Source organism: Bacillus sp. Hm123 (assembly GCF_051842975.2).
Lineage (GTDB): Bacteria > Bacillota > Bacilli > Bacillales > Domibacillaceae > Bacillus_CE.
Map to the genome: position 1 here is coordinate 1,870,853 of NZ_CM200277.1, position 20,953 is coordinate 1,891,805.

Genomic DNA, 20,953 nt, shown 5'->3' on the forward strand with positions numbered 1-20,953 from the left:
CATTGCAATTATCACCTAGAATATATCATTCATTTGTTCGACCAAAATGGTTCACAAAGGTTTATATCCAAGGAGAAGATGCTTATTTAAATTATTTTGTGGAGGAAAATTTTCGTTGTAACGTATTGAAAAGATTTAAAAAATGCTTTTTTTACAATGAACTTTATTTTACAGCCTTTCTTTAATTTTCGAGCCTGCTTGTAAGTAACTTGGAGAATTGTGATTGCCTGTCTCTCCATTCACTCTAAAATATCTTGCTTAATAAGCGTTTCTTCGTAAAACAGTTAAAAGAGCGAATTCAATTCATCTAAGATTGAATTTAAGGGAACTTCGGAAATGGAGGTTCCCTTAAATTTTCCCGCTTTAAATTCACCTTAATACTCAATCTCTTCGTAATCTTTAGGCTGCGGATGTGGCTGTCCTTCCTCATGCTTGGCAAACTCATTGATAAGTTGCTGTGCCTCTATTGGGTTACTTTTAGGCTTTTCATTACGCTGATCTTGCTTTTTCAACATGACATTCCCCTTTCAAGTGGTCTAACATTAATATGCTCACTTTTAAGGGAATCAACCAACCTCATCTGGCTTAATAAGAATCTATCCAGTATGCTTTATAAGTTCAGACGTTTTCGCATTTCCAACAGAATGTGCAATTAATTTCTAATGGTGATTTCTTTATTTTTCAGTCATATCCCAAGCAACATTACAAAAGAATGTATTACTTCAAAACCTCGAGCATAAGTTTAATGTGAATCTTCCTAACAATGTCAGAGGAAGGAGAAGATTATATGAATAACACCGATTCAAAGTCAGAACAAAATGAACAATCGCCAATAAGTTCTAGCCTCAGACTTGCTCTAATAGCTGCAATTCTTACTACTATTGCAGATGGGATGGCAGCGATAGCGGCTATATCGGCTATAGATGAGGAAATCATTAATGCAGAAAAAGAAAAACAAGAACAAAAAGAATTAGATGAGAAGCTTGAACAGATGCAAAAGCAAATTGACAAATTGACAAATGAATTAACAAAAATAAAATCCTCAAGATTTTAAATTATGCCTTATGGAATGTCCTCTCTTTTGATATTGAGAATACAGTACTTCTTTAGAAATGTTACTGTACATTTTACACCTAACCGAACATCGATTGAATAAGCATTTTCACCTCCCACACAAGACCTCTAATTTCCCTATCTTATTCCTGCAACACTCTCAAAGCAGACATTACTCACCCCCAATCAACTCCACAAATTTAGTGGAAGCTGGAGAGAGCGGCACACTTTTCAAAAAGCAGACGCCTACCTCTCTCTTTGGAATGTCTTCTGTTAATTTCGCTTCGTATAACAGTCCTTTACTTAAATAGTCTTTGGAAAATTCTCTCGTGACACAGGCGATGCCTAAGTTGATTTTGGCGAATTCGAGTAATAAATCATGGGAGCCTAGTTCGAATTCTGGTGAAAGTTTGACGCCTTTTGATAATAAATAATCCTCGACGTATTTTCTGGAATTGGATTTTTGTTCAAGGAAAATGAGCGGTAATTTTAATAATTCTTCGATGCTGACTCGTTTCGATAATAGCTTCTTAAATTTTTCACCGTACACGAAGATGTCTTGAACTTCAAAGCAAGGTCGTAATTCTAACGTAGAGTCGTCAATGGGAAAATTACAAAACACGATATCGACTCCGCCCGATTTTAAAACCGCAATGAGTTCATCGGTTGTTCCGTTCACTATTGTCAGCTTAATATTTGGATATTTATTATGAAAAGTTTCTAAGTAAGGCAGTAAAAAATATTTAGAAATCGTATCCCCTACCCCGATCTTTAGTTCGCCGGTCGTTAAATTTTTAAACTCTAACATTTTCTCTTCTCCGGCATCAATTAAATGAATGGCCGATTGAACATATTCAAATAGAAGACTTCCTTCATTTGTGAAGGAGACGCCTTTAGGTGTGCGATTAAACAGCCGAGTGTCTAGCTCCCGCTCTAATTGCATGATCGCTTGACTAACAGCAGGCTGCGTCATATATAACTCTTTAGCGGCCTTAGAGAAACTGGCACTTTTCCCTACGACACAAAATACTTTGTATAAGTCTAATTTACTTATCACATAACCACTCCTTATACCCATTATTAGATATATTAATTTTACTTATATCACAATTCCAATGTATAGTAAAAGTATCAATTCATTTACATAGTTAGTAAGGAGCGATTTAATTTGGAAAGAGTAGTAGGAACGGTTGTAAGAGGTCTGCGTGGCCCGATCATCAATCAAGGAGATAGCATTGAACAAATTGTCGTAGACAGCGTATTGAAAGCTGCTGAAGTGGAAGGTTTTCAAATTAATGATAAAGACATCGTAACGATCACTGAATCGATCGTGGCACGCGCTCAAGGGAACTATGCAACGATCGATCATATTGCAACAGACGTTCGTTCTAAATTCGGAGATGATACGATTGGCGTGATCTTCCCGATTTTAAGCCGTAATCGCTTTGCGAACTGTCTTCACGGGATTGCCAAAGGCGCGAAAAAAATTGTCTTAATGCTTAGCTATCCTTCTGATGAAGTCGGCAACCATTTAGTGGACATCGACAGACTAGATGAAAAAGGTGTGAACCCTTGGGTCGATGTGTTAACTGAACAACAATTCCGTGAGCATTTCGGCGATAACAAACATACCTTTACAGGTGTTGACTACATTGAATACTACAAATCCATTGTTGCGGAGCACGGTGCTGAATGTGAGGTCATCTTCTCGAACAATGCGAAAACGATTTTAGACTACACAAAGAGTGTGCTCACTTGCGATATCCATTCAAGATTCCGTACGAAACGAATCTTGAAAGAACATGGCGGCGAGAAAATTTATAACCTCGACGACATTTTATCTGAATCCATTGATGGCAGCGGCTATAACGAAGAATACGGTCTGCTTGGCTCTAATAAAGCAACAGAAGACAGCGTGAAATTATTCCCGCATACTTGCCAGCCGATCGTCGATAAAATCCAGCAAATGCTGAAAGAAAAAACAGGAAAAACAGTAGAAGTAATGATTTATGGCGATGGCGCGTTCAAAGATCCAGTCGGAAAGATTTGGGAACTTGCTGATCCGGTCGTCTCCCCTGCTTACACAGCTGGGCTTAACGGCACGCCAAATGAAGTCAAATTAAAATACTTAGCTGACAATAACTTCGCTGACTTACAAGGTGAAGAGCTAAAATCAGCGATCTCTGAATTTATTAACAATAAAAATGAAGACCTTGTTGGATCAATGGAAGCACAAGGGACAACACCGAGAAAATTGACAGACTTAATCGGCTCTTTATCTGATTTAACTTCAGGTAGCGGCGATAAAGGAACACCAATGATCTTTATCCAAGGTTATTTCGATAACTATACTCATTAATTTGAAAGACTCGCAGGAGATAATCTTCTGCGCGTCTTTTATTGTTTCTTTCACTTCATCTCAATAAACAACAAACAGAAAGAGTGTTAGCTGTTTGCATTATATTTTATTCCTATTCCTTCCTTGCGTATTCAGCAAAAAACAAACTCACCTTTTGGATAATATGAACATAGCCTAAAATGGATAAACTTAATAAAAGGAGTTGCTTTTATGAATAGTAATTCTTATCAATGGTATTCAAACCTTGGTCATTGGAATCAAGCCCCCTCCTATCACTATCAACAACAATTGAAACAACATACTCTTTCGACTGTCGAACCTATTGTTCAATACGGTCTTAAAGAAGCTCAAGTGACCTCTTATCAGCACGCAATGAGAGAGGTGGCAGCTATAAGTTATTTAATCGGAAGAGGATATGACTCACAAACTGCTCACCGAATTGTTGAATCCTGGGAAGTAAATGAAATGTTTTACCCCTAAGAATAAACATAAGGTTAATTAGATACCTATAAAGTGAACCTTCAATCAGTGGAGGTTTTCTTCATCCTCTACTGATAAAAAGAGGAACAAAGGCTAACGTCGCAACGTCCTGTTGCAACGCCTTTGCAACCTGCATCGTGCAGGCCCGAACGGATCGGGCATTTACGGGCTGCTGATCTCCCACCTGCACATCTGCGCTTTTTCTGCCCTGTTGAAGTGGGAGTCTTACAGCCCGTTAATGCGGGGAAAATTGAAAGGCAGGGGAAGATTTTCTCTGTCTTTTATTATTTTTATAAATAAATTCACTTTGTCTTTCAGTTGCTCAGTTTCATCAACACCTTAATTATCCAGAATAGTCCAGCACTCAAATAACTGGTATAATTAGGATTAACAAGATATCAATAAATGAACTAGTCAGTCCACCCAAATGGAGGATTTCCTATGAACAAAGATCGGTTTTATCAAGTGCTATGGGCACTCCCAATTATTTTTGCGATACATAATGTCGAAGAACTTCCCCAATTAGGAAACTGGGCGAATGAACATTTAACGGGCGAGTCTTTTATATTTTTACGAGAGTTATATTCTTTTCACTCGTTAACGTTTGCGATGATCTTATTAACAGTAGTTGTGACGGTAGTCGTTATTCTCGAATATCGATTTAGAAATAAGTTGACCTTCACTTTAACAACGCTAAGCACCTGTTTATTACTGATCAATGGATTGACCCACATCGTTCAATCGGTGATTTTTCAAAGCTATGTGCCTGGATTAATATCTGCCGTTTTGTTATTAATTCCATATATGTCCTTTGTATTGTACCTTTCACTGAAAGCGAATCGTATTCGATTAAAAATGATCGGTGTATATGTTGGGATAAGTATAATCGGGATGGTGCCGATTATTTTTGTTTTTCTAATTCTATCAAGGTGGGTCATGGGATGAATGAAAATGTAAATATACCAAACGAAGTAAATTCATTATTACTAGATTATACGAACTTGCTGGAGACTGAATTTTCTAATGTTATCTATGGTATTTACTTGTACGGTTCGATCGCTCTATCAGCATTTGATGAAAGAAAGAGTGATGTTGATTTTATAACGATTTTAAAAAGAAGTTTAACAAATACAGAGTTAGGTCGTTTAAGTAAACTTCATCAGAAAATGAAAAAAATGAATCCTCTTGCCGAGAGATTAGATGGAATGTACATCCATTTGGCGGACATCGGTAAAGAAAATAACGATTTACAGCCTTACCCTTGTTGTGCGAGTGGAACATTTAAGAAATCTCAATACTGGGATATGAATCATGTGACATGGTGGACATTAAAACATCATGGTATATCAGTAACAGGTGTCCATTTGGATGAACTAAAGATTCTTACAAGTTGGTGCGATGTTGAAAAGACAATGAGCTATAACTTAAATAAATATTGGGCTAATAAAGCCAAGAGCGGCTGGTATTTCCTGTTAGATGATTGGGTTGAGGATGCAGTATTAACGATGTGTCGAATCTATTGTTCGTTAAAGTATAAGAAGATTATTCCGAAAGAGAAAGCCGTCGAATATGCGCTACAAACGCTCCCAAACAAATGGAGTTTACTGTTTAAAGAAACTTTGCGATTACGACATGGAGACCATACGAGCTCGTTCTTTTCATCAAGGTGGAAAAGAGCGAAAGAAACAAAGAAATTTCTACTGTATATGATTAATGACTGTAACTTGAAATATATAAACAATAAAGTAAAGTAATAAGCTTTAATTTTGCATTTTTACAAGACTAAAAATGGAGCTTTTTTATTTACTAGAAAGGAAGAATGCAATTGTCTATTTTCGAAGCGATTAAAACAAAAGATTTGGAAAAAGTAATCGAGCTAGCAAAAGGTGAAGAGCGAAATGCTCAAGATACTTCTTGGCGTACGCCGCTGCATGTGATGATTACCCACAAATGTCCGGCGAATTGGATAGAAGCCTATCTTCAGCTGGAGCCTAACCTTGAAATAAAAGATAAACTTGGTGAGACAGTTCTTAGTAAAGCGATTAAGTTTAGAAATAGCGAGGTAGTCGAACTGCTCATTCAATATGGAGCGCAGTTAAATCATCCGAAAGGTATTCGTTATACCCCATGGTACCAAGCGCGCTATGATAAAAAGATAGCTGATCTTTTAATCGAGACAGAAGATGCCTTTCGATTAACTTTAACAAAACAAGAACAATCCTTGATTGATGAACTGCTATATGAGGAATCAGCGGAGATTCTTATGAGGAAATTAAAGTATTTGAATTCACCGGAGCTTATTCATGCTTATGTGACACAGTTTAATTGGGATGATGACTTATGGCCACTGAAATGGTTACTACATAACCGAACGGTTCACCTTGTGACAACGATGGAAATGTATGATCTTCTCGGAGTGAGTGAAATTTTAGAAAATACTGCTTACCGGTCAGAGGAAGCTTACCAGCTCGCTCTTAAAATCATAGACCAGCTTCCAAGGGGTGAAATAGGATGAGCATATGGGTAAAAGAGTGCCTGCAACAAATCGACGACATGGTGTTAGCGATGAAAGATGCAGGAATGGACATTGTTCGTTACGAAAAAGCGGAAGGAATGAGTGACAGTGAGCTGACAGAACTAGAACAACAGCTTGGAGTCACCTTGCCTCAACAGTTATGGGAGCTATTGCAAAGCTGTCGCCATCTCACTTATTTTTGGGATTTGCCAGACTCTATGATGGAACCGGATGCTTTACCAGCTATGAGTGGAGAAATGGGCTGGAGCTCCGTCGAAGTCGGCTGGTTTGAAGACCCTACAGATATGGAATGTGTGGGAGAATTGGATGATCGACGGTACCTTTCCTTCAGCAGCTCCAGAGCGGGTAACCCAGTGATGTTGGACGTAAAGAACGATTTTTCTGTTGTTTGTTTTTTACATGAAGAAGCTGAAATCGTCACTTTAGCACCGAATGTAGAAGCCTTTATTCAAACGATTATTCAACTGTATGGAGCTTGGATTTGGGAATGGACAAATGTAACAAATGAACATGGCATTGACTTAGAATGTGAAGCGCTGCAACAGTGGCGAATTTGGATAACTCGCTTTCTTACCATTTCATTAGAAGCAGCGACAAGCTTAGAGGAATTAATTGAGTACACGGTTTATCATGGCATTGAATTAGAGAAGGTTCAACAGGCGTATAAAATTTATGATCGATTCGACATTTTCAAAGCTTGGTATGATCGAATCGTGTGTGATCCTCCCCATTTCTCCTATTGGACAAAAATGATGGGAGCCACCGCAAAGGAAGGTGCTGCAGATTGGGTTCGAGCGTTATGGGAACCGGACGTGTTTGACATGTACTTAAATGCCGAGGCTCCATTTGTTCAAACGGAAGATGAATTAAGAAGCATTCGAGCTCGTTTAAGTTATGATGCTTTACCAGAGAAAGAAGCGCTTGATCGTATTTTTCAAGATTTAGAACTTCAAGCTTCAAAATATAACCAAAAGATCGATGGGTTTGACACGAACGCCCAATTAGCTAAATTTCATTCTCAGCGAGTCATTGCATGGATGAAACATTGGGTGCGAAATCCAATTGATGGTTGGGATTCTTTATTTGCCAGCTCGAAACCTACCTTAGCTCTATTGCTGGAATGGCTAGACGAGTCAGAAATCTGTGAAAAAGTTGCAATTAACGGCTTACTTATTATGTTAAAAAAAGATGACCTACCTACTATGAATGAAATAGAGAAAGAAGCACTAAAAACGAAATTAACTGCTATTCAAGACCAATCCATCTTACATACATATAAGCGGAAAATTGAGGAGATCGTCCAACATCTTTCTCATTAATTAAAAAAAGGACCCGAAGAAGATCACATTCCGCGGGTCCTTTATTTTTTCTCTATTCCTCTTGAACAAATTTCACCTCATCATACCCACAATGGTTACAGTACATTAAATGAGGACAAATCTGATCTTTAGTGGTATTCGGATAGCCGTCCCCCATTTTCACTGTTTCTTCATCGTTATAATGACCATAAGGGTCTAAAAAATCGGATACTTTACCTGTGTCGTCTAATCGGGAATTGCATTCTGGACAATGTACTTTCAACTCCTTAAATGCGTTACATAAAGGACAGATACTCATTCGGGTCACCTCTTTTTATTTTGTCTTCATTATTAGCATGACTATTACATAGATAAATTAAGAAGCATTCCATTTGTCCACACAAAATAAGAGAAAAATGAATAAAATAAAGTAAAGATGGATATCTTAATAAAAATGTCAAGAAGATTGAATAAAAATATTTTTAAAATTGACAATTTTGTGAATTTAGTGAATAATATAATTAAAGGAGGATGAGCGACATGAAATCTAAAGCGACTATTCTAAATGCTGTAAAAAATGTTAGTGGTGTAGTACTTTCAATGGGAATCATTACTTTTTTACTCGGATTTTTTGGAAGCGGTTTCAACTTTTTAACTCCAATTGGTATCGGGGCAGTTGTTGGTGCTGTATTCGTCTTTCTAATGGGAATCTTCTTTGTAGCAACAGAAGAAATGATCGATAAAACTTATAAAGGAATTAACGTAATTCCAATAAAAACGAAAATATGAATAGAAGTGTTTAGTTTGCACCGCATATGGACTTCGCCTTCTAGAATAAAAAACTCCATATTAAGAAATGAAAAAAACAGAACATAAAAAAACAAGACCGAAACGCTCGCTGGTCTTGTTTTTTTATGTTGTCATTATTTGATGAAAAGTGAATATAGAATTTCAAGTTAATTTGTAGGATGTGGATATTCTAGATCATCTTTACTGAAATCATTAATACTTTATTTCTTCTTGCAAAAGCCCTGATAATCCTTTAATTTCAATCAACTAGCCTACTACTTGAACCTAGAGGCTTAATTATTATAGGTTTTCTCTTTCGAATTTATTCAAAGGATATACTCTCACCCATTTCGAATAGAAAATCATGCTTTAACAAATACTGATATTGTATGAACTCCTTTGAGTGAAAAACTCGACAAGGAGCGTGATTCCAATGAATTTCACTAATAGGATAAGGAGCGTGTTTATGGGTATTTTAAGTGGCAACCCTCAAACAGAACCGATGCATTATGGAGAAGTATTTGCGACTTGGTCTTATTTGTTAACTGCGAAAGGGGCAGTAGCTGGCTTTCAAACACATCTGAATCATGTTGGGGATGAAGATTTAAAGAAACTGCTTCAGGAAAAGATTGAACAAGCCCAACAAGAAATTCAACAGCTGGAAACTTTATTAAAAGAAAATGGTGTTGGACTTCCACCAACCCCTCCAGAACGTCCTAACGCATGCCTAGAAGATATTCCAATTGGCGCAAGATTTACGGATCCAGAAATTACGGCTGGTCTATCGATGGCAATCTCTGCTGGATTAGTGGCTTGCAGTCAAGCGATGGGACAATGTATTCGCGAAGATATTGCGATGATGTTTGGTCAATTTCATATGCAAAAAGCGGCTCTCGGAGGAAAAGTGTTAAGACTGAATAAGGAAAAGGGCTGGCTTATTCCGCCTCCATTACATCACCATAAATCTGAAGACTGTTAATTGGACAAGTGCCTCTCGCGGGGCACTTGTCTTTTTTTGTTTTCAAAAGAAAAATCTCTCAAAAAATGATTGAAAACTTCTCTCAACTCCCTCATGATAAGATTGAATACTTCTGAATAGTTTATTAATTCACATCTTTCCCTATCAGAATATGTAATAATCTCTCTATTCGCCGAAAAACCGGCACCTAAATGACAAAAATTCAGCACTTATTGAACAATCAGCGTAAAAAGGAGAAAGTGAGATATGCTTGTAAATGTAACGGATGCAAAAGAAATGTTTGAAGCGATTTTAAGCACGATCGATGAAGGGATTCATGCGGTCGATGCAAATGGCATGACCATTTTCTATAACCATGTTGCGGCCAAACATGATGGATTAGAGGGTGAAGAAGTGCTCGGTAAACATTTGTTAGAGGTGTTCCCCTCTTTATCTATTGAAACGAGTACGTTGATGAGGGTGTGTCAAACGGGCGAGCCGATTTATAATCAGCATCAATCGTACCATAACATTCGTGGTGTATTAATCGATACAGTGAATACGACGCTCCCGATCAAAGTAGCTGACAAACTAGTCGGTGCTGTTGAAATAGCTAAAAATTTTACGAAGATTAAACAGCTGTCGGAAAAACTACTGGATTTGCAGGCAAAGGTCGAAACGACAAAACATCCAAAAAAGCCTATGAGTGACCACACCGGAGCAAGCTTTCAAATGACAGATATCATCACGAATGACGCAGCATTTAATCACTTAAAAGAGAAAGCGTTAAAGGTAGCCGCTACTACCTCGCCTATTTTGATTTATGGTGAAACAGGTACGGGAAAGGAATTGCTTGTGCAATCTATTCATAACGCCTCTCCCCGTCAAGCTCAGCCCTTTATTGCTCAAAACTGTGCAGCTATCCCTTCCTCTCTGCTCGAAAGCATTTTATTTGGAACCGCGAAAGGAAGTTACACAGGGGCGATGGATCGACCAGGTTTGTTCGAGCTAGCAGATGGTGGAACGCTGTTTTTAGATGAATTAAATTCTATGCCACTTGATGTTCAAGCTAAGCTGCTACGAGTGCTGCAAAATGGAGTCATCCGCAGAGTCGGTGGAACAAAGGAATTTGCAGTGAATGTACGGATTATTGCGGCGTTAAACGAACCAGCAGAACAATGTGTACAGGAAAAAACGTTGCGTTCGGACCTTTATTATCGTCTAAATGTCATTCACTTTCATCTTCCACCGCTGAAAAATCGAAAAGGCGATATTCATTTACTGATGGATCATTTTATTCAAAAGTATAATTTCCGCTTCGGTAAACTTGTGACGAAAACAACGGAGGAAGTGAAGGCGATCCTAACCGACTATCAATGGCCTGGCAATGTTCGTGAGTTGGAGCATGCGATTGAATCAGCGATGAACTTAGTAGATAGTGACACGATACGGAAAGAGCATCTTCCCTACCACATAGTTGAAAGCGATCTCAACATCATCAATGCCGGAACCTGCTCTGTACAGCCTTTACGACAAGCTTTAGCCGAAACCGAGGAACAGTTAATTCAGCGGGCGTTAGCCGAAACGAATGGAAACATTCAGCAAGCCGCTAAACTATTAGAAATCCCGCGACAAACGCTACAATATAAGCTAGCTAAATTCAAATCCTCTTAATAAACCGCCGAAAATCCGGCGGTTTATTTACTTTTCTGCTTACATTTTGTTGAAATCCCCTCTCGTTTGACATGATCACTACATCTCTTTCAGTTTTTTTCCGCGTCAGGACAAGCTTTTCTCCATTTGTGTCTAAATGATGGCATACAACTTGCTATTGAAAAATACGAAAATACTTATTCCAAATATTATTTAAGAAGGATACAGGAGGAAAAAATGATGAATAGTACATTAACTCTATTAAACCAAACCACTCGTTCGACATTAGACCATACGACAGCACCACTTTATGACGCACTTTGTTTATATGAGAAAAGTCAACGTACTTCTTTACACGTACCAGGTCATAAGGATGGTCGTGTGTTTGATGAAGAAGCACTGAAACGTTTTGCAAGTATTTTAACGATTGATGCAACGGAATCAAAAGGTATTGATGACCTGCATCATCCGACTGATTTTATTAAAGATGCACAAATATTAGCTGCCGATGCCTTTGGAGCAGACCACACCTTTTTTCTTGTCGGCGGCAGTACAATCGGCAATATTGGTGTCGCTCTTACTTTATGTAGCCCTGGTGATAAAATCCTTGTTCAGCGTAATATGCATAAATCTGTCTTTCACGGGCTAATGCTAGCAGGTGCTCAACCAATTTTTATCGCTCCAGCCATTGAATCAACTACAAAAGTCGCTAAAGTATCTGAGCTTGATTTTATTGAAAAAGCATTGCAGGACAATCCAGATGTGAAAGGCGTATGGGTAACCAACCCTAACTATTATGGAATGAGCCAAGACATCTCTCGTTTAGCCGACACCTGTCATCAAGCAGGGGTGCCATTAGTTGTCGATGAAGCTCATGGTGCTCATTTCGGCCAAGCCGATCTAGTCCCGCCTTCCGCTCTTTCAAAAGGAGCTGATATCGTCGTGCAATCCACTCACAAAATGTTAACAGCAATGACGATGGCCTCGATGCTTCATGTAAAAGGTCATCTAGTATCTCGCGAACGACTGGCGCAAGTGCTAGGCATGATTCAATCGACAAGTCCCTCCTACCCGCTTTTAGCTTCTTTAGATCTAGCTAGACGTTATTTAGTCACTACTGGTCGGACAAAGCTAAAAGAAACGATCGATCGCTTAGAAAAAAGACGGATGGAGCTAAACCCTGAATTGAAAACGCTTTCTATTTGGGGAGGCAGTGATGAAGTCGATTATCGCGATCCGCTCAAGTGGATTATTTCTAGTCATCATGAAGCGATCTCTGGTTACCAACTGCTCGACTTATTTTATGAACAAGGCTGTACCGCAGAAATTAGTGATCCACGCAATATCGTTTTCTTATTTTCTTTAAATGAAACGGAGGAAGATATTGAGAAAGTCGTCACGGCCATTCAAGCGATTGATGAAAAGCTACAACAATGCGCACAGACTGAACAATCAGAAACAGGAGAAGCGGTGTTGTTTGCGGAAGAAGGTACGCTTTACAAGCCGGAAATTTCATTGCGAGATGCCTTCCATATGCCTCGTAAAAAAGTAGCGCTGCAAGATGCGGTCGGTTCTCTTTGTGGGGAAATGATTCTTCCTTACCCTCCAGGTATTCCGTTACTGACACCTGGAGAACGAATCACCGCCACTCATGTCGAGACAATTAGCCAGTTAAAAGAAATGGGGGCCTATTTCCAAAGCCCTTCTGATGACACAATGAAATCCATTTATGTTTTACGCTAATTGGCGTATTCGATGAGACGATACATTAATCGGGGGATAGCTGCTAAGCAATGTGAAAGCTTTAGTTGAAATGAATAAGGGGGAGCAAAATATGCCAAGTAACGCCTCGCAATCAACGGCTTTAGTTTCAAATGAAACACACAACGAGATTAGCACCCAGACACCACAGGAATTAAAACGGCATTTAAAATCGAGACATTTAACGATGATCGCCCTTGGTGGGACGATTGGGACGGGGTTATTTCTTGCCAGTGGCAGTGCCATTCATACGGCTGGGCCAGGTGGAGCCCTTCTTGCTTATGCGGTTATTGGGTTTATGGTCTATTTTGTCATGACAAGTTTAGCGGAAATGGCCGCCTTTTTACCCGTATCTGGTTCATTTAGCACCTATGCGACACGTTTTGTTGATCCAGCACTTGGATTTGCTCTCGGCTGGAATTATTGGTATAACTGGGCGATCACGATTGCTTCTGAGCTAGCTGCTGTGGCGTTGCTGATGAAGTTTTGGTTTCCAGACAGCCCTTCTATTCTTTGGAGCGGACTATGTTTAATGATTATCTTTCTATTAAATTACTTGTCTGTGAAAGGGTTTGGAGAATCAGAATATTGGTTTGCGATGATTAAAGTAGTCACCGTTATCGTTTTTCTAGTGATGGGTGTGATGATGATTTTTGGCATCATCGGGGGCGAATACGTCGGCTTTAAAAACTTTACCATTGACGACGCCCCATTTCACGGTGGATTTATGGCGATTCTTGGGATCTTTATGGCCGCTGGCTACTCCTTCCAAGGGACAGAATTATTCGGAGTGGCAGCGGGTGAAACAGATAACCCGGGTCAATCAATTCCAAAAGCTGTTCGACAAGTGTTCTGGCGTATTTTGTTATTCTATATTTTCGCAATTTTGGTGATCGGTTTGCTAATTCCATATATGACACCAAGCCTTGCTAGTGACAATGTGACGATGAGCCCTTTCACACTCGTATTTGAACAAGCCGGGATCGCCTTTGCTGCCTCTGTCATGAATGCGATTATTTTAACCTCCGTTCTTTCAGCTGGAAGCTCTGGCTTGTATGCCGCTGCAAGGATGCTACGGGAATTAGCAAAGGAAAGAAAAGCACCGAAATTTTTAGCAAAACTCGATCACCGCGGTGTCCCTGTGCGCGCCTTGGTCATCACTTCGCTCGTTGGAACATTGGCTTTTCTCGCATCTTTCTTCGGAGATGGAGCCGTTTACATTTGGTTATTAAATGCATCCGGTATGTCCGGCTTCATCGCCTGGCTTGGTATTTCCATTAGTCATTACCGTTTTCGTAAAGCTTATATAATCCAAGGACGAGACTTTAGTGAACTTCCTTACAAAGCAAAATGGTTCCCATTCGGCCCCATCTTTGCTTTCGGGCTCTGTTTCATCGTCATTCTTGGGCAAAATTACAGTGCTTTCACTAGTGGAGCCATCGATTGGAACGGAGCCCTTATTTCCTACATCGGTCTTCCATTGTTCTTAATCGTGTGGCTTGGCTATAAATTTACGAAGAAAACAAAAGTTATTCCTCTAATCCAATGTGATTTTAAACGGGAATAACATGAAACAGGCTGCTCCAAAAGAATGAACTTTTGAGCAGCCTATTTTAATTGGGTAATCGGAAAATAGTGTGGAAAGAGGGTTAAAAAGAACCCTCTTTCATAGCCTTAATCAAATCCTCAAAATTGGATTCATAGATGTCAAAGAATTTCTCTTTCAACTCCATACTTGTCTGTGAAGGAAAGAACCATACAGCTCTTTAGTAACGCAATATTTGATTAACTATATTTTTAATTAATTTGCTAACACTAAAAATGCTACAAAAAAGATTGCATAAGACCCCATTAAACCAACTGATATTTTAGCTAATCTCGTTTTACTTGAAAAGGCTGGTATAACTCCAACTTTAAACATATTCACTATTAAAACAACAACTGCTAAGAAAAAAGATAACATAGCGACTATCAACGCAATTTGTTCCAACAAAATAACCTCCCTTAATGATATCAATTTCGAAATAATAAGGACATTAATTAAGCTAATTAAAGCCAATACCTGACTCAGTCGAAATCCATAGATTTCCTTTTCACTAAGTTCTATGTGCCAAGCATCAATTATACCTAAGAGCAAGTCAAATATTGTTTTGAATGACCTATCTGTTTGTTTTAATACCTCAATTAACTCATTGCCATATCGTCTTCTCCAACTTTTAGGATACAGGTAAATAAACCACTTCATACTAAACCAAGCCTTTTCATACCAAGTGAAGTAACTTTTTGAATTTCTTTAATTTGCTCAGTTAAAAATATTTGCCCTTCCTCTGTCAGCTTGTAAGGTTTTTTACGATCTTGTGATTCAAGGACACTTATATACCCTGCTTTCTCTAAACGTGAAATGGCTCCATATAATGTACCTGGACCTAGTTTAATGTCATAATTTTTTTCAATGTCCTCCATAATTGCATAGCCATGACGTTCTTTTTCAGCAAGACTTATTAGAATTAACAATGAGGGCTCTGAAAATTTACCTTTTTTAACCATAAATTCACTCCCTTACAGCAATTATTACGCTTTACGTTATATCGTATAACGTAATAATAAACTATATTTGGGATACGGTCAATAAAACAAAGTGAATTCATGTAGAGTCATCGGGATAATCTGTTAAAATAAGTGTCACGGAGGTGTACATATGGGGTTCTTTATAGGCATCATTTTACTCATCTTTTTATTTGACTTTACAAAGATTAGACAGCAAAACAAGACTATGATCGAACAAAATGAAAAGATCATTTCTCTTTTAGAGGAGATTAAAAATAAGCAAAATTAGCTTTTGAAAATCCACATATTTAGGAAAAAACAAGCACCACCATTCCAATTTGATCATATATGTAAAGTGGGAAAGCAACGATAATATATATTATCGATGATCTTCCCAGCCGTTTTGATTAAATAACTTCACTCTTGATGAAGGATCGTTCTTTTTCTCAATTCTTCTCCTTTTATCTTTGTCTATTAGCTTCTGTAACCTTTCTAAAGCTTCTTCAAATTCTTCCGTTGTCAGTTGTTTAGTCGCTAATAATGAACAGAGCATAGCATAAGCAACTGGCTTCGTATCCACTTCTACGTCTATATGGATATCTACATCTGAATTTCCGCTATGTCCAACCTTTGCTATTTCATGTTCCTGATCAAAGTTTTCTCTTCTGCCGAAAGGAAATCGCTGCAAAGATCCCATTCACGTTCCTCGTTTCTATTATTTTTTGAGGGAAAAGACGAAAAACCGCCCTTTCCCTCATCGGTTTTAAAAATCAAAATCCTGATCTTGATTTTGTTCCTGATCTTGATCCTGATCTTGATCTGAATTCGCTCTTGAGCGTACTCTCGCAACGGAATCTGAATCCACATCAATATCAAGGTGAATTTTCGCATTTCCACTGCGAATGACTTTAGCAATATTTATATTTTTATCGATGTTTTTCAATTCGTTGTCATTGTCGTTATCGTTGTCATTGCGTACATCAACGTCAACTTCATCATCAATATCTACTCTTACATCATTGTCGAAATTTGATCTTGAACGATCATTATCATCTCTGCGTCTTCTGTTTCTACCTGGAAACCACACATCGCCCATTGTTAGCCCCCCTTTCTCATGTCTTAATGTAGTGTATTCAAATCTATTCTATTTGTACGGACAAACACCACAGGACATTTTCTTTATTTATTTCCGATTATACACTAGGGGGTACATACAAGTTTAAAAAAACGGGTACAGTCATTATCCCTATATCGACAAAAAAGTGTGAAAGCATCACCCATCTTAAACTTTGCGTTTGAAAATAAGTATAAGACCAAACCACACCCAATATCGTTAAATAAATAAACACATGGTAATGAGCATTAGCAATAGAAAATACGCCCCACATCAAGGGATGACTAAGTACAAAGAAAATCGTTGAATATGCCACAGCAATCCATTTCGGAAACAGTTTCATAGCAGCATCTAATAGTAGACCTCTCCAATACAATTCTTCAAAAAATGGATTGATGATGGCAAACAATAGCCAAAGAGCGACTAGCCAGGTAGAGTTAAATAACTCATAGTTCGTCATAATCACAGACATCGGGAACAAGCCCAGAAGAAGGGTAAAAAACACGATAATTTTTGATGATTGCGGTTTTTTTAGCCAATCTTTAACTTGTTTATCTCCTTTAAAACACTTTATACATATACTAAGTGAACCCCAGTAAACGATAGCAAGTGGCACCCACGCCCATTCATCGATTACCTTTGAACATATTGTTGCTGTGATGAAGCCTAGTAAAATGACCACAATCGGTGAGATTAGAATGAAGTTCCTCTTCCTATTTGTAATGTTTAAAATCACTTTTACTCTCCCCTTTTTCGGAAAATGTTGATAATCATCATTGGATCAGGCATGGGGCATTCCTGCCATTGAATTTTATTAATCGCTAACCCTTGGATCAAAGCATAATAAGTAACAGCTAATTGTATTGGATCAGCTTGGATGATTTCTCCCTCTTTCTGTCCCGCAACAATTAAAGGAGCAGTTGCTTCCACTGGCGAGGATATTTTTAATATTTCTTTCACTTCTTCCGGAACCACATCTGACGTACTAGCTTGAATCATAATTAGGAAAAGAAGAACTTCCTCGCCGCTCCCAATACTTTCTATCATTCGTTCAGTCATCCGTTGTAACTTTTGTAAAGGCGTCCCTTCGTGTTGATTCGCTTGCTGAATGATACCTATTGAACTTTCCGATGCTTTTTTAACTAAAGTCGTAAAGATCTCTTCTTTTGATTTAAAATAATGATAAACAAGCCCATGACTTAAACCAGCTTCTTTGGCAATATCACTAATTTTTGTTGCGACCATCCCTCTGCGAGCAAATACTTGAGCCGCTGCTTGTAAAATTTGTTCACTTCTAGCGTCTCGAATTTGTTTATTTTGTTGATCCTGTCTTGGCATTATGCACATCCCCTTTTTTGATTGATTAATCAGTCAATACTATTTCTACGTATAATGATAAGCTAAATATTTCCTAAGTCAATCTTTTTAAGGAGTAGACTTTTTAAATGATAGGATCAATTGTAAAATATAAATGATCATCTAATCATTTTCCATGCGATCTTTCGGACGAGCCTTATCGAGTGTTTATCATTTACTGAAAAGGAGAGGAAACGATGAGCGAAAAGCTGCTGAATCAAATTCTAGATGCCGTGACTAAGGTGCAAAGTGATGTTTCTGATATTAGAGATGAAATGACTCATGTAAAAAATGATGTGTCAGACTTAAAAAACGATGTACTTACATTAAAAGGCGATGTGTCGGAGCTGAAGAACGATGTGTTTACGTTAAAAAGTGACGTGTCCCAGTTAAAGTCTGACATGCAAGGAGTAAAAGAAGAGCTCCACCAAACCAATTTATGTGTCGATCAATTAACCGAAAATATGAATACTCAGCTAGGGCAGATCAAGCAAGATACGGATATTATTAGAACACAAACCGCTCACAACAGCGAACAGACCCCTACTTTAGATAGTGTCATTATTAGAGTGAACAACTTAGAAACAGATATTCGCGTGATCAAAAAAGCAATTTCTTCTTAATCCCCTAAGCCAATCCTTCATGAAAACAAATCCATTTGACCGCATCACAATCGCTCCTGATTTAGCACCAGGAGCGATTGTTTTAAGTTCATCTCTTTGTCAGGATTGATTCCCCCATCGCTCTTTAAAAATCAACTCATCTATCGAGCGTCTTTTTTCCCATTTCGCGGTCTCAAGAATAGGCTGATCAGGGTAGTGATCGGTATAGCCGATGGACATTAACGCCACCGGATCAATATGAGGGGGAATGTCTAAAATATCACGAATATCGTTTTTCTTGTAAAAACTGACCCATCCCATCGCTAAGCCTTCTGCACAGGCAGCGAGCCACATATTTTGAATGGCGCAAGCAGTGGACAAAACATCTGTTTCGGGAATGGAATTACGCCCTAACACATGCGAGCCTCCTCTTGTCGGATCACATGTCACACAAATCGTAATCGGCGCTTCTTTCAGCCCTTCTACTTTCAAGCTTAGAAATTTATTTTCCTTTTCACCTTCATAATGAACGGCAAGCGCCCTTCTCTCTTTATCAGCCGCCCACGCTAATTGCTCCTTCACCTGTGGAGAAGAAATAATAATAAAGTTCCACGGCTGCATAAACCCAACTGATGGCGCATGATGAGCGGCTTCTAGTATGTTATGAATCAATTCAGTTGGAATCGGTGTTGGTAAAAAGCTTCTAATGTCTCTTCGTTTATAGATTACTTTATAAATAGCTTCCTTTTCTTCTTTCGTAAACATCTTTCTCTCCCCCTTTGTTTTGCTTTATTTCAATAGTAGCACAAAAAAGAGAAAGCGCTTATTAGAACTAAACGATCAAACGGTGTTCCAGTCAACAATTTTTACGATCGTGCTTGGCGATATACCGTGGTCCAACATGACATCCATTTTAAACATGATGGATTGATCCTTAATGATATAAAAAAAGTAAAGAAATTCTCCTTGACGCCATTTCCTCCACTGCTTTTCTGTAAAGCTAAATATGCTAGCAGACTCCGAGATTGAATACAGATGCTCATCCACTTCTTTGAGAGTGAGCGATTTCATATGTACCTCATCTAATTCACTACACACCCTATCCATGACTGCCATAGATACTCCCCCTTAAATACGACGATTCTATTGTCTTTAAGGGTATCAGCTCCACCTTTACAAAAACTAAACATTTACACTATCGGTATGATACATTCGTTTTATTGTTGAAATAAATCACACTTTTTCAAAAAATCTAATACGCTAATACAAGAAAGAAGGGATAATCGAAATGAATGAAGACCATATAATTGATTCCGCCATCACTTTATTGGATATTTTTGTTATTATACTTATTGAAGATAATCCAGTTCTGGGGATCGTTTTAGTAGCGCTTTTAAAAATAGTAACAGAAGACCGCCTCATACGAATTTTATTCATTTTGCTCATTATCGTTTTAAGTGAAGTTGTCAAAGAGCCAAGTGAGTCTTGCAAGTGAGAGCTACTTTTTTAATCTTCATACAAACAAAAGGGGGCTGATCACCGAAAAGTAATATCTATATGTAGATATCCTTATAGGTCTCATCCCCTTCTCTTATTTTACATTTTAAAGTACTGAATAGATTGATGTTCTGATTTTTCTTCTTACTTTTTCATCACCTTATTCGCCCGATAAATCATTTCCCACACTTCTTCTCTTGTCGCTGGTCGAAACGGATCTGTACCATCACTTATTCCCTGTTGCTTCACCCATTGTTGAGCCGCTTGAAATCGTGGACTAGCAAGGTCTGCTTTCTCATATAATTCTTGTTCTTTTCGTCCTAAGCCTGCTCCTTTAGCAATCCCTTCTGCATACGCTTGCGCTACTCCTGATAAAAACGATTGATCTTTCAGCAACTTAGCTTCTTCCGGACTACTAATGAATAGATTTTCCCCTAGAACCGCTGACATATTCGTCTCTCGTAATACAGCAAAATTCGATTCTTTCATTTGCCGATCTTTTATACCGTGGGACTTCATGAATGACATGACGGCTTCGTGAATAGCTGATTGAAGCTGTAATGTTTTTCCTTGTGTACCTGGATAGCGATACGATTCAAAACCATTTGCAGACGAATTTGTACTACTATTCACATGAAATGAAATAAAATAATCAGCTCCTGCCTCGTTAGCCATCGTCGCACGGTCTGAAAGCTCTACGAATGTATCTGTTGTGCGACTATAGCTCACCTTACATATATAATGATCAACTAAATACTTGCCTGTCCATAATGCGAGAGTTAAAGCAAATTCCTTTTCTAATGCTCCATTTCCGACAGCCCCAGCATCTCGTCCGCCATGTCCAGCATCTAGCCAAATATGAACCATCATATCCCCTCTTTTCTTTTATTTATCATATGTTTCAAATCACCATTTACATTCGCTACTAAAAATCCCCTCCTCCTAAAATA

The 20,953-nt window shown here is 38.4% G+C and carries 27 protein-coding genes; 15 read left to right on the top strand and 12 right to left on the bottom strand.

From position 1 onward, the window contains the following. Positions 1 to 374: 374 nt before the first annotated feature. Positions 375 to 515 (bottom strand): hypothetical protein, encoded by a 141-nt coding sequence (locus tag ACSVDJ_RS09575; protein WP_439168332.1) that lies wholly within the window; start codon positions 513 to 515, stop codon positions 375 to 377. A gap of 272 nt (positions 516 to 787) precedes the next feature. Here ACSVDJ_RS09575 and ACSVDJ_RS09580 point away from each other — a divergent pair, with 272 nt between their 5' ends. Beyond that, on the top strand, positions 788 to 1,054 hold the full coding sequence (locus ACSVDJ_RS09580; RefSeq protein ID WP_439168334.1) for a hypothetical protein: 267 nt from the start codon (positions 788 to 790) through the stop codon (positions 1,052 to 1,054). Between the two features lie 171 nt (positions 1,055 to 1,225). On the opposite strand, the gene ACSVDJ_RS09585 is transcribed toward ACSVDJ_RS09580, so the two are convergent. Then, positions 1,226 to 2,110, bottom strand: a complete 885-nt coding sequence (locus ACSVDJ_RS09585) for a LysR family transcriptional regulator (RefSeq protein ID WP_439168336.1) — start codon at positions 2,108 to 2,110, stop codon at positions 1,226 to 1,228. Between the two features lie 111 nt (positions 2,111 to 2,221). Here ACSVDJ_RS09585 and ACSVDJ_RS09590 point away from each other — a divergent pair, with 111 nt between their 5' ends. From ACSVDJ_RS09590 to ACSVDJ_RS09615, 6 genes are all read left to right on the top strand, one after another. Further along, positions 2,222 to 3,412: a coenzyme F420-0:L-glutamate ligase gene (locus tag ACSVDJ_RS09590; protein ID WP_439168338.1), complete on the top strand. Its 1,191-nt coding sequence runs from the start codon at positions 2,222 to 2,224 to the stop codon at positions 3,410 to 3,412. 210 nt (positions 3,413 to 3,622) lie between these two features. After that, positions 3,623 to 3,892 carry a hypothetical protein gene (locus tag ACSVDJ_RS09595; RefSeq protein WP_439168340.1) on the top strand — a complete coding sequence of 90 codons (270 nt, stop codon included), beginning with the start codon at positions 3,623 to 3,625 and terminating at the stop codon, positions 3,890 to 3,892. Between the two features lie 441 nt (positions 3,893 to 4,333). Then, a complete protein-coding gene (locus ACSVDJ_RS09600) occupies positions 4,334 to 4,837 on the top strand; it encodes an HXXEE domain-containing protein (RefSeq protein ID WP_439168342.1) in 504 nt (167 codons plus the stop codon). Beyond that, positions 4,834 to 5,646, top strand: coding sequence for a nucleotidyltransferase domain-containing protein (locus ACSVDJ_RS09605; protein WP_439168344.1), 813 nt, complete (start codon positions 4,834 to 4,836; stop codon positions 5,644 to 5,646). The genes ACSVDJ_RS09600 and ACSVDJ_RS09605 overlap by 4 nt, the downstream gene beginning before the upstream one ends. A gap of 71 nt (positions 5,647 to 5,717) precedes the next feature. Continuing rightward, positions 5,718 to 6,407 carry an ankyrin repeat domain-containing protein gene (locus ACSVDJ_RS09610; RefSeq protein WP_439168346.1) on the top strand — a complete coding sequence of 230 codons (690 nt, stop codon included), beginning with the start codon at positions 5,718 to 5,720 and terminating at the stop codon, positions 6,405 to 6,407. Beyond that, complete coding sequence (locus tag ACSVDJ_RS09615) at positions 6,404 to 7,747, top strand: SMI1/KNR4 family protein (protein WP_439168348.1); 1,344 nt, start codon at positions 6,404 to 6,406, stop codon at positions 7,745 to 7,747. The genes ACSVDJ_RS09610 and ACSVDJ_RS09615 overlap by 4 nt, the downstream gene beginning before the upstream one ends. Positions 7,748 to 7,799: 52 nt before the next feature. On the opposite strand, the gene ACSVDJ_RS09620 is transcribed toward ACSVDJ_RS09615, so the two are convergent. Next, on the bottom strand, positions 7,800 to 8,045 hold the full coding sequence (locus tag ACSVDJ_RS09620; protein WP_439168350.1) for a hypothetical protein: 246 nt from the start codon (positions 8,043 to 8,045) through the stop codon (positions 7,800 to 7,802). Between the two features lie 221 nt (positions 8,046 to 8,266). Between ACSVDJ_RS09620 and ACSVDJ_RS09625 the strand changes: the two genes are divergently transcribed. From ACSVDJ_RS09625 to ACSVDJ_RS09645, 5 genes are all read left to right on the top strand, one after another. Next, positions 8,267 to 8,515, top strand: a complete 249-nt coding sequence (locus ACSVDJ_RS09625) for a hypothetical protein (protein WP_439168352.1) — start codon at positions 8,267 to 8,269, stop codon at positions 8,513 to 8,515. Between the two features lie 466 nt (positions 8,516 to 8,981). Further along, positions 8,982 to 9,494 (top strand): DUF3231 family protein, encoded by a 513-nt coding sequence (locus ACSVDJ_RS09630; RefSeq protein WP_439168354.1) that lies wholly within the window; start codon positions 8,982 to 8,984, stop codon positions 9,492 to 9,494. 246 nt (positions 9,495 to 9,740) lie between these two features. Beyond that, positions 9,741 to 11,147, top strand: a complete 1,407-nt coding sequence (locus ACSVDJ_RS09635; RefSeq protein WP_439168356.1) for a sigma-54 interaction domain-containing protein — start codon at positions 9,741 to 9,743, stop codon at positions 11,145 to 11,147. 216 nt (positions 11,148 to 11,363) lie between these two features. Next, positions 11,364 to 12,869: an aminotransferase class I/II-fold pyridoxal phosphate-dependent enzyme gene (locus ACSVDJ_RS09640; RefSeq protein ID WP_439168358.1), complete on the top strand. Its 1,506-nt coding sequence runs from the start codon at positions 11,364 to 11,366 to the stop codon at positions 12,867 to 12,869. A 91-nt stretch (positions 12,870 to 12,960) separates the two neighbouring features. Further along, on the top strand, positions 12,961 to 14,454 hold the full coding sequence (locus ACSVDJ_RS09645; protein WP_439168360.1) for an amino acid permease: 1,494 nt from the start codon (positions 12,961 to 12,963) through the stop codon (positions 14,452 to 14,454). A 234-nt stretch (positions 14,455 to 14,688) separates the two neighbouring features. Here the strand turns inward: ACSVDJ_RS09645 and ACSVDJ_RS09650 are convergent, their stop codons facing one another. Both ACSVDJ_RS09650 and ACSVDJ_RS09655 read right to left on the bottom strand, forming a co-directional pair. Then, the gene (locus ACSVDJ_RS09650) at positions 14,689 to 15,132 is read right to left on the bottom strand and encodes a hypothetical protein (protein WP_439168361.1); all 444 of its coding nucleotides are present in this window, start codon (positions 15,130 to 15,132) and stop codon (positions 14,689 to 14,691) included. After that, the gene (locus tag ACSVDJ_RS09655; protein ID WP_439168363.1) at positions 15,129 to 15,434 is read right to left on the bottom strand and encodes a PadR family transcriptional regulator; all 306 of its coding nucleotides are present in this window, start codon (positions 15,432 to 15,434) and stop codon (positions 15,129 to 15,131) included. Before ACSVDJ_RS09655 ends, ACSVDJ_RS09650 begins: the two co-directional genes overlap by 4 nt. A gap of 151 nt (positions 15,435 to 15,585) precedes the next feature. Here ACSVDJ_RS09655 and ACSVDJ_RS09660 point away from each other — a divergent pair, with 151 nt between their 5' ends. Next, positions 15,586 to 15,723: a hypothetical protein gene (locus tag ACSVDJ_RS09660; protein WP_439168364.1), complete on the top strand. Its 138-nt coding sequence runs from the start codon at positions 15,586 to 15,588 to the stop codon at positions 15,721 to 15,723. A 90-nt stretch (positions 15,724 to 15,813) separates the two neighbouring features. Here the strand turns inward: ACSVDJ_RS09660 and ACSVDJ_RS09665 are convergent, their stop codons facing one another. From ACSVDJ_RS09665 to ACSVDJ_RS09680, 4 genes are all read right to left on the bottom strand, one after another. Further along, entirely contained in the window at positions 15,814 to 16,131 is a 318-nt protein-coding gene (locus ACSVDJ_RS09665; RefSeq protein ID WP_439168365.1) for a hypothetical protein, read from the bottom strand. Between the two features lie 66 nt (positions 16,132 to 16,197). After that, on the bottom strand, positions 16,198 to 16,530 hold the full coding sequence (locus tag ACSVDJ_RS09670; RefSeq protein ID WP_439168367.1) for a hypothetical protein: 333 nt from the start codon (positions 16,528 to 16,530) through the stop codon (positions 16,198 to 16,200). A 97-nt stretch (positions 16,531 to 16,627) separates the two neighbouring features. Then, complete coding sequence (locus tag ACSVDJ_RS09675; protein WP_439168369.1) at positions 16,628 to 17,284, bottom strand: CPBP family intramembrane glutamic endopeptidase; 657 nt, start codon at positions 17,282 to 17,284, stop codon at positions 16,628 to 16,630. Between the two features lie 2 nt (positions 17,285 to 17,286). Further along, positions 17,287 to 17,886 (bottom strand): TetR/AcrR family transcriptional regulator, encoded by a 600-nt coding sequence (locus tag ACSVDJ_RS09680; protein ID WP_439168370.1) that lies wholly within the window; start codon positions 17,884 to 17,886, stop codon positions 17,287 to 17,289. Positions 17,887 to 18,101: 215 nt separating this feature from the next. Between ACSVDJ_RS09680 and ACSVDJ_RS09685 the strand changes: the two genes are divergently transcribed. Beyond that, positions 18,102 to 18,527: a hypothetical protein gene (locus ACSVDJ_RS09685; RefSeq protein ID WP_439168372.1), complete on the top strand. Its 426-nt coding sequence runs from the start codon at positions 18,102 to 18,104 to the stop codon at positions 18,525 to 18,527. Positions 18,528 to 18,626: 99 nt separating this feature from the next. On the opposite strand, the gene bluB is transcribed toward ACSVDJ_RS09685, so the two are convergent. Both bluB and ACSVDJ_RS09695 read right to left on the bottom strand, forming a co-directional pair. Continuing rightward, positions 18,627 to 19,271, bottom strand: coding sequence for a 5,6-dimethylbenzimidazole synthase (gene bluB, locus ACSVDJ_RS09690; protein WP_439168374.1), 645 nt, complete (start codon positions 19,269 to 19,271; stop codon positions 18,627 to 18,629). Positions 19,272 to 19,346: 75 nt separating this feature from the next. Next, positions 19,347 to 19,622, bottom strand: coding sequence for a hypothetical protein (locus tag ACSVDJ_RS09695; RefSeq protein WP_439168376.1), 276 nt, complete (start codon positions 19,620 to 19,622; stop codon positions 19,347 to 19,349). 172 nt (positions 19,623 to 19,794) lie between these two features. Here ACSVDJ_RS09695 and ACSVDJ_RS09700 point away from each other — a divergent pair, with 172 nt between their 5' ends. Next, positions 19,795 to 20,001 (top strand): hypothetical protein, encoded by a 207-nt coding sequence (locus ACSVDJ_RS09700; RefSeq protein ID WP_439168378.1) that lies wholly within the window; start codon positions 19,795 to 19,797, stop codon positions 19,999 to 20,001. A gap of 146 nt (positions 20,002 to 20,147) precedes the next feature. Here ACSVDJ_RS09700 and ACSVDJ_RS09705 read toward each other — a convergent pair whose 3' ends face one another. Beyond that, positions 20,148 to 20,873: an N-acetylmuramoyl-L-alanine amidase gene (locus ACSVDJ_RS09705; RefSeq protein ID WP_439168379.1), complete on the bottom strand. Its 726-nt coding sequence runs from the start codon at positions 20,871 to 20,873 to the stop codon at positions 20,148 to 20,150. Positions 20,874 to 20,953 lie beyond the last annotated feature (80 nt).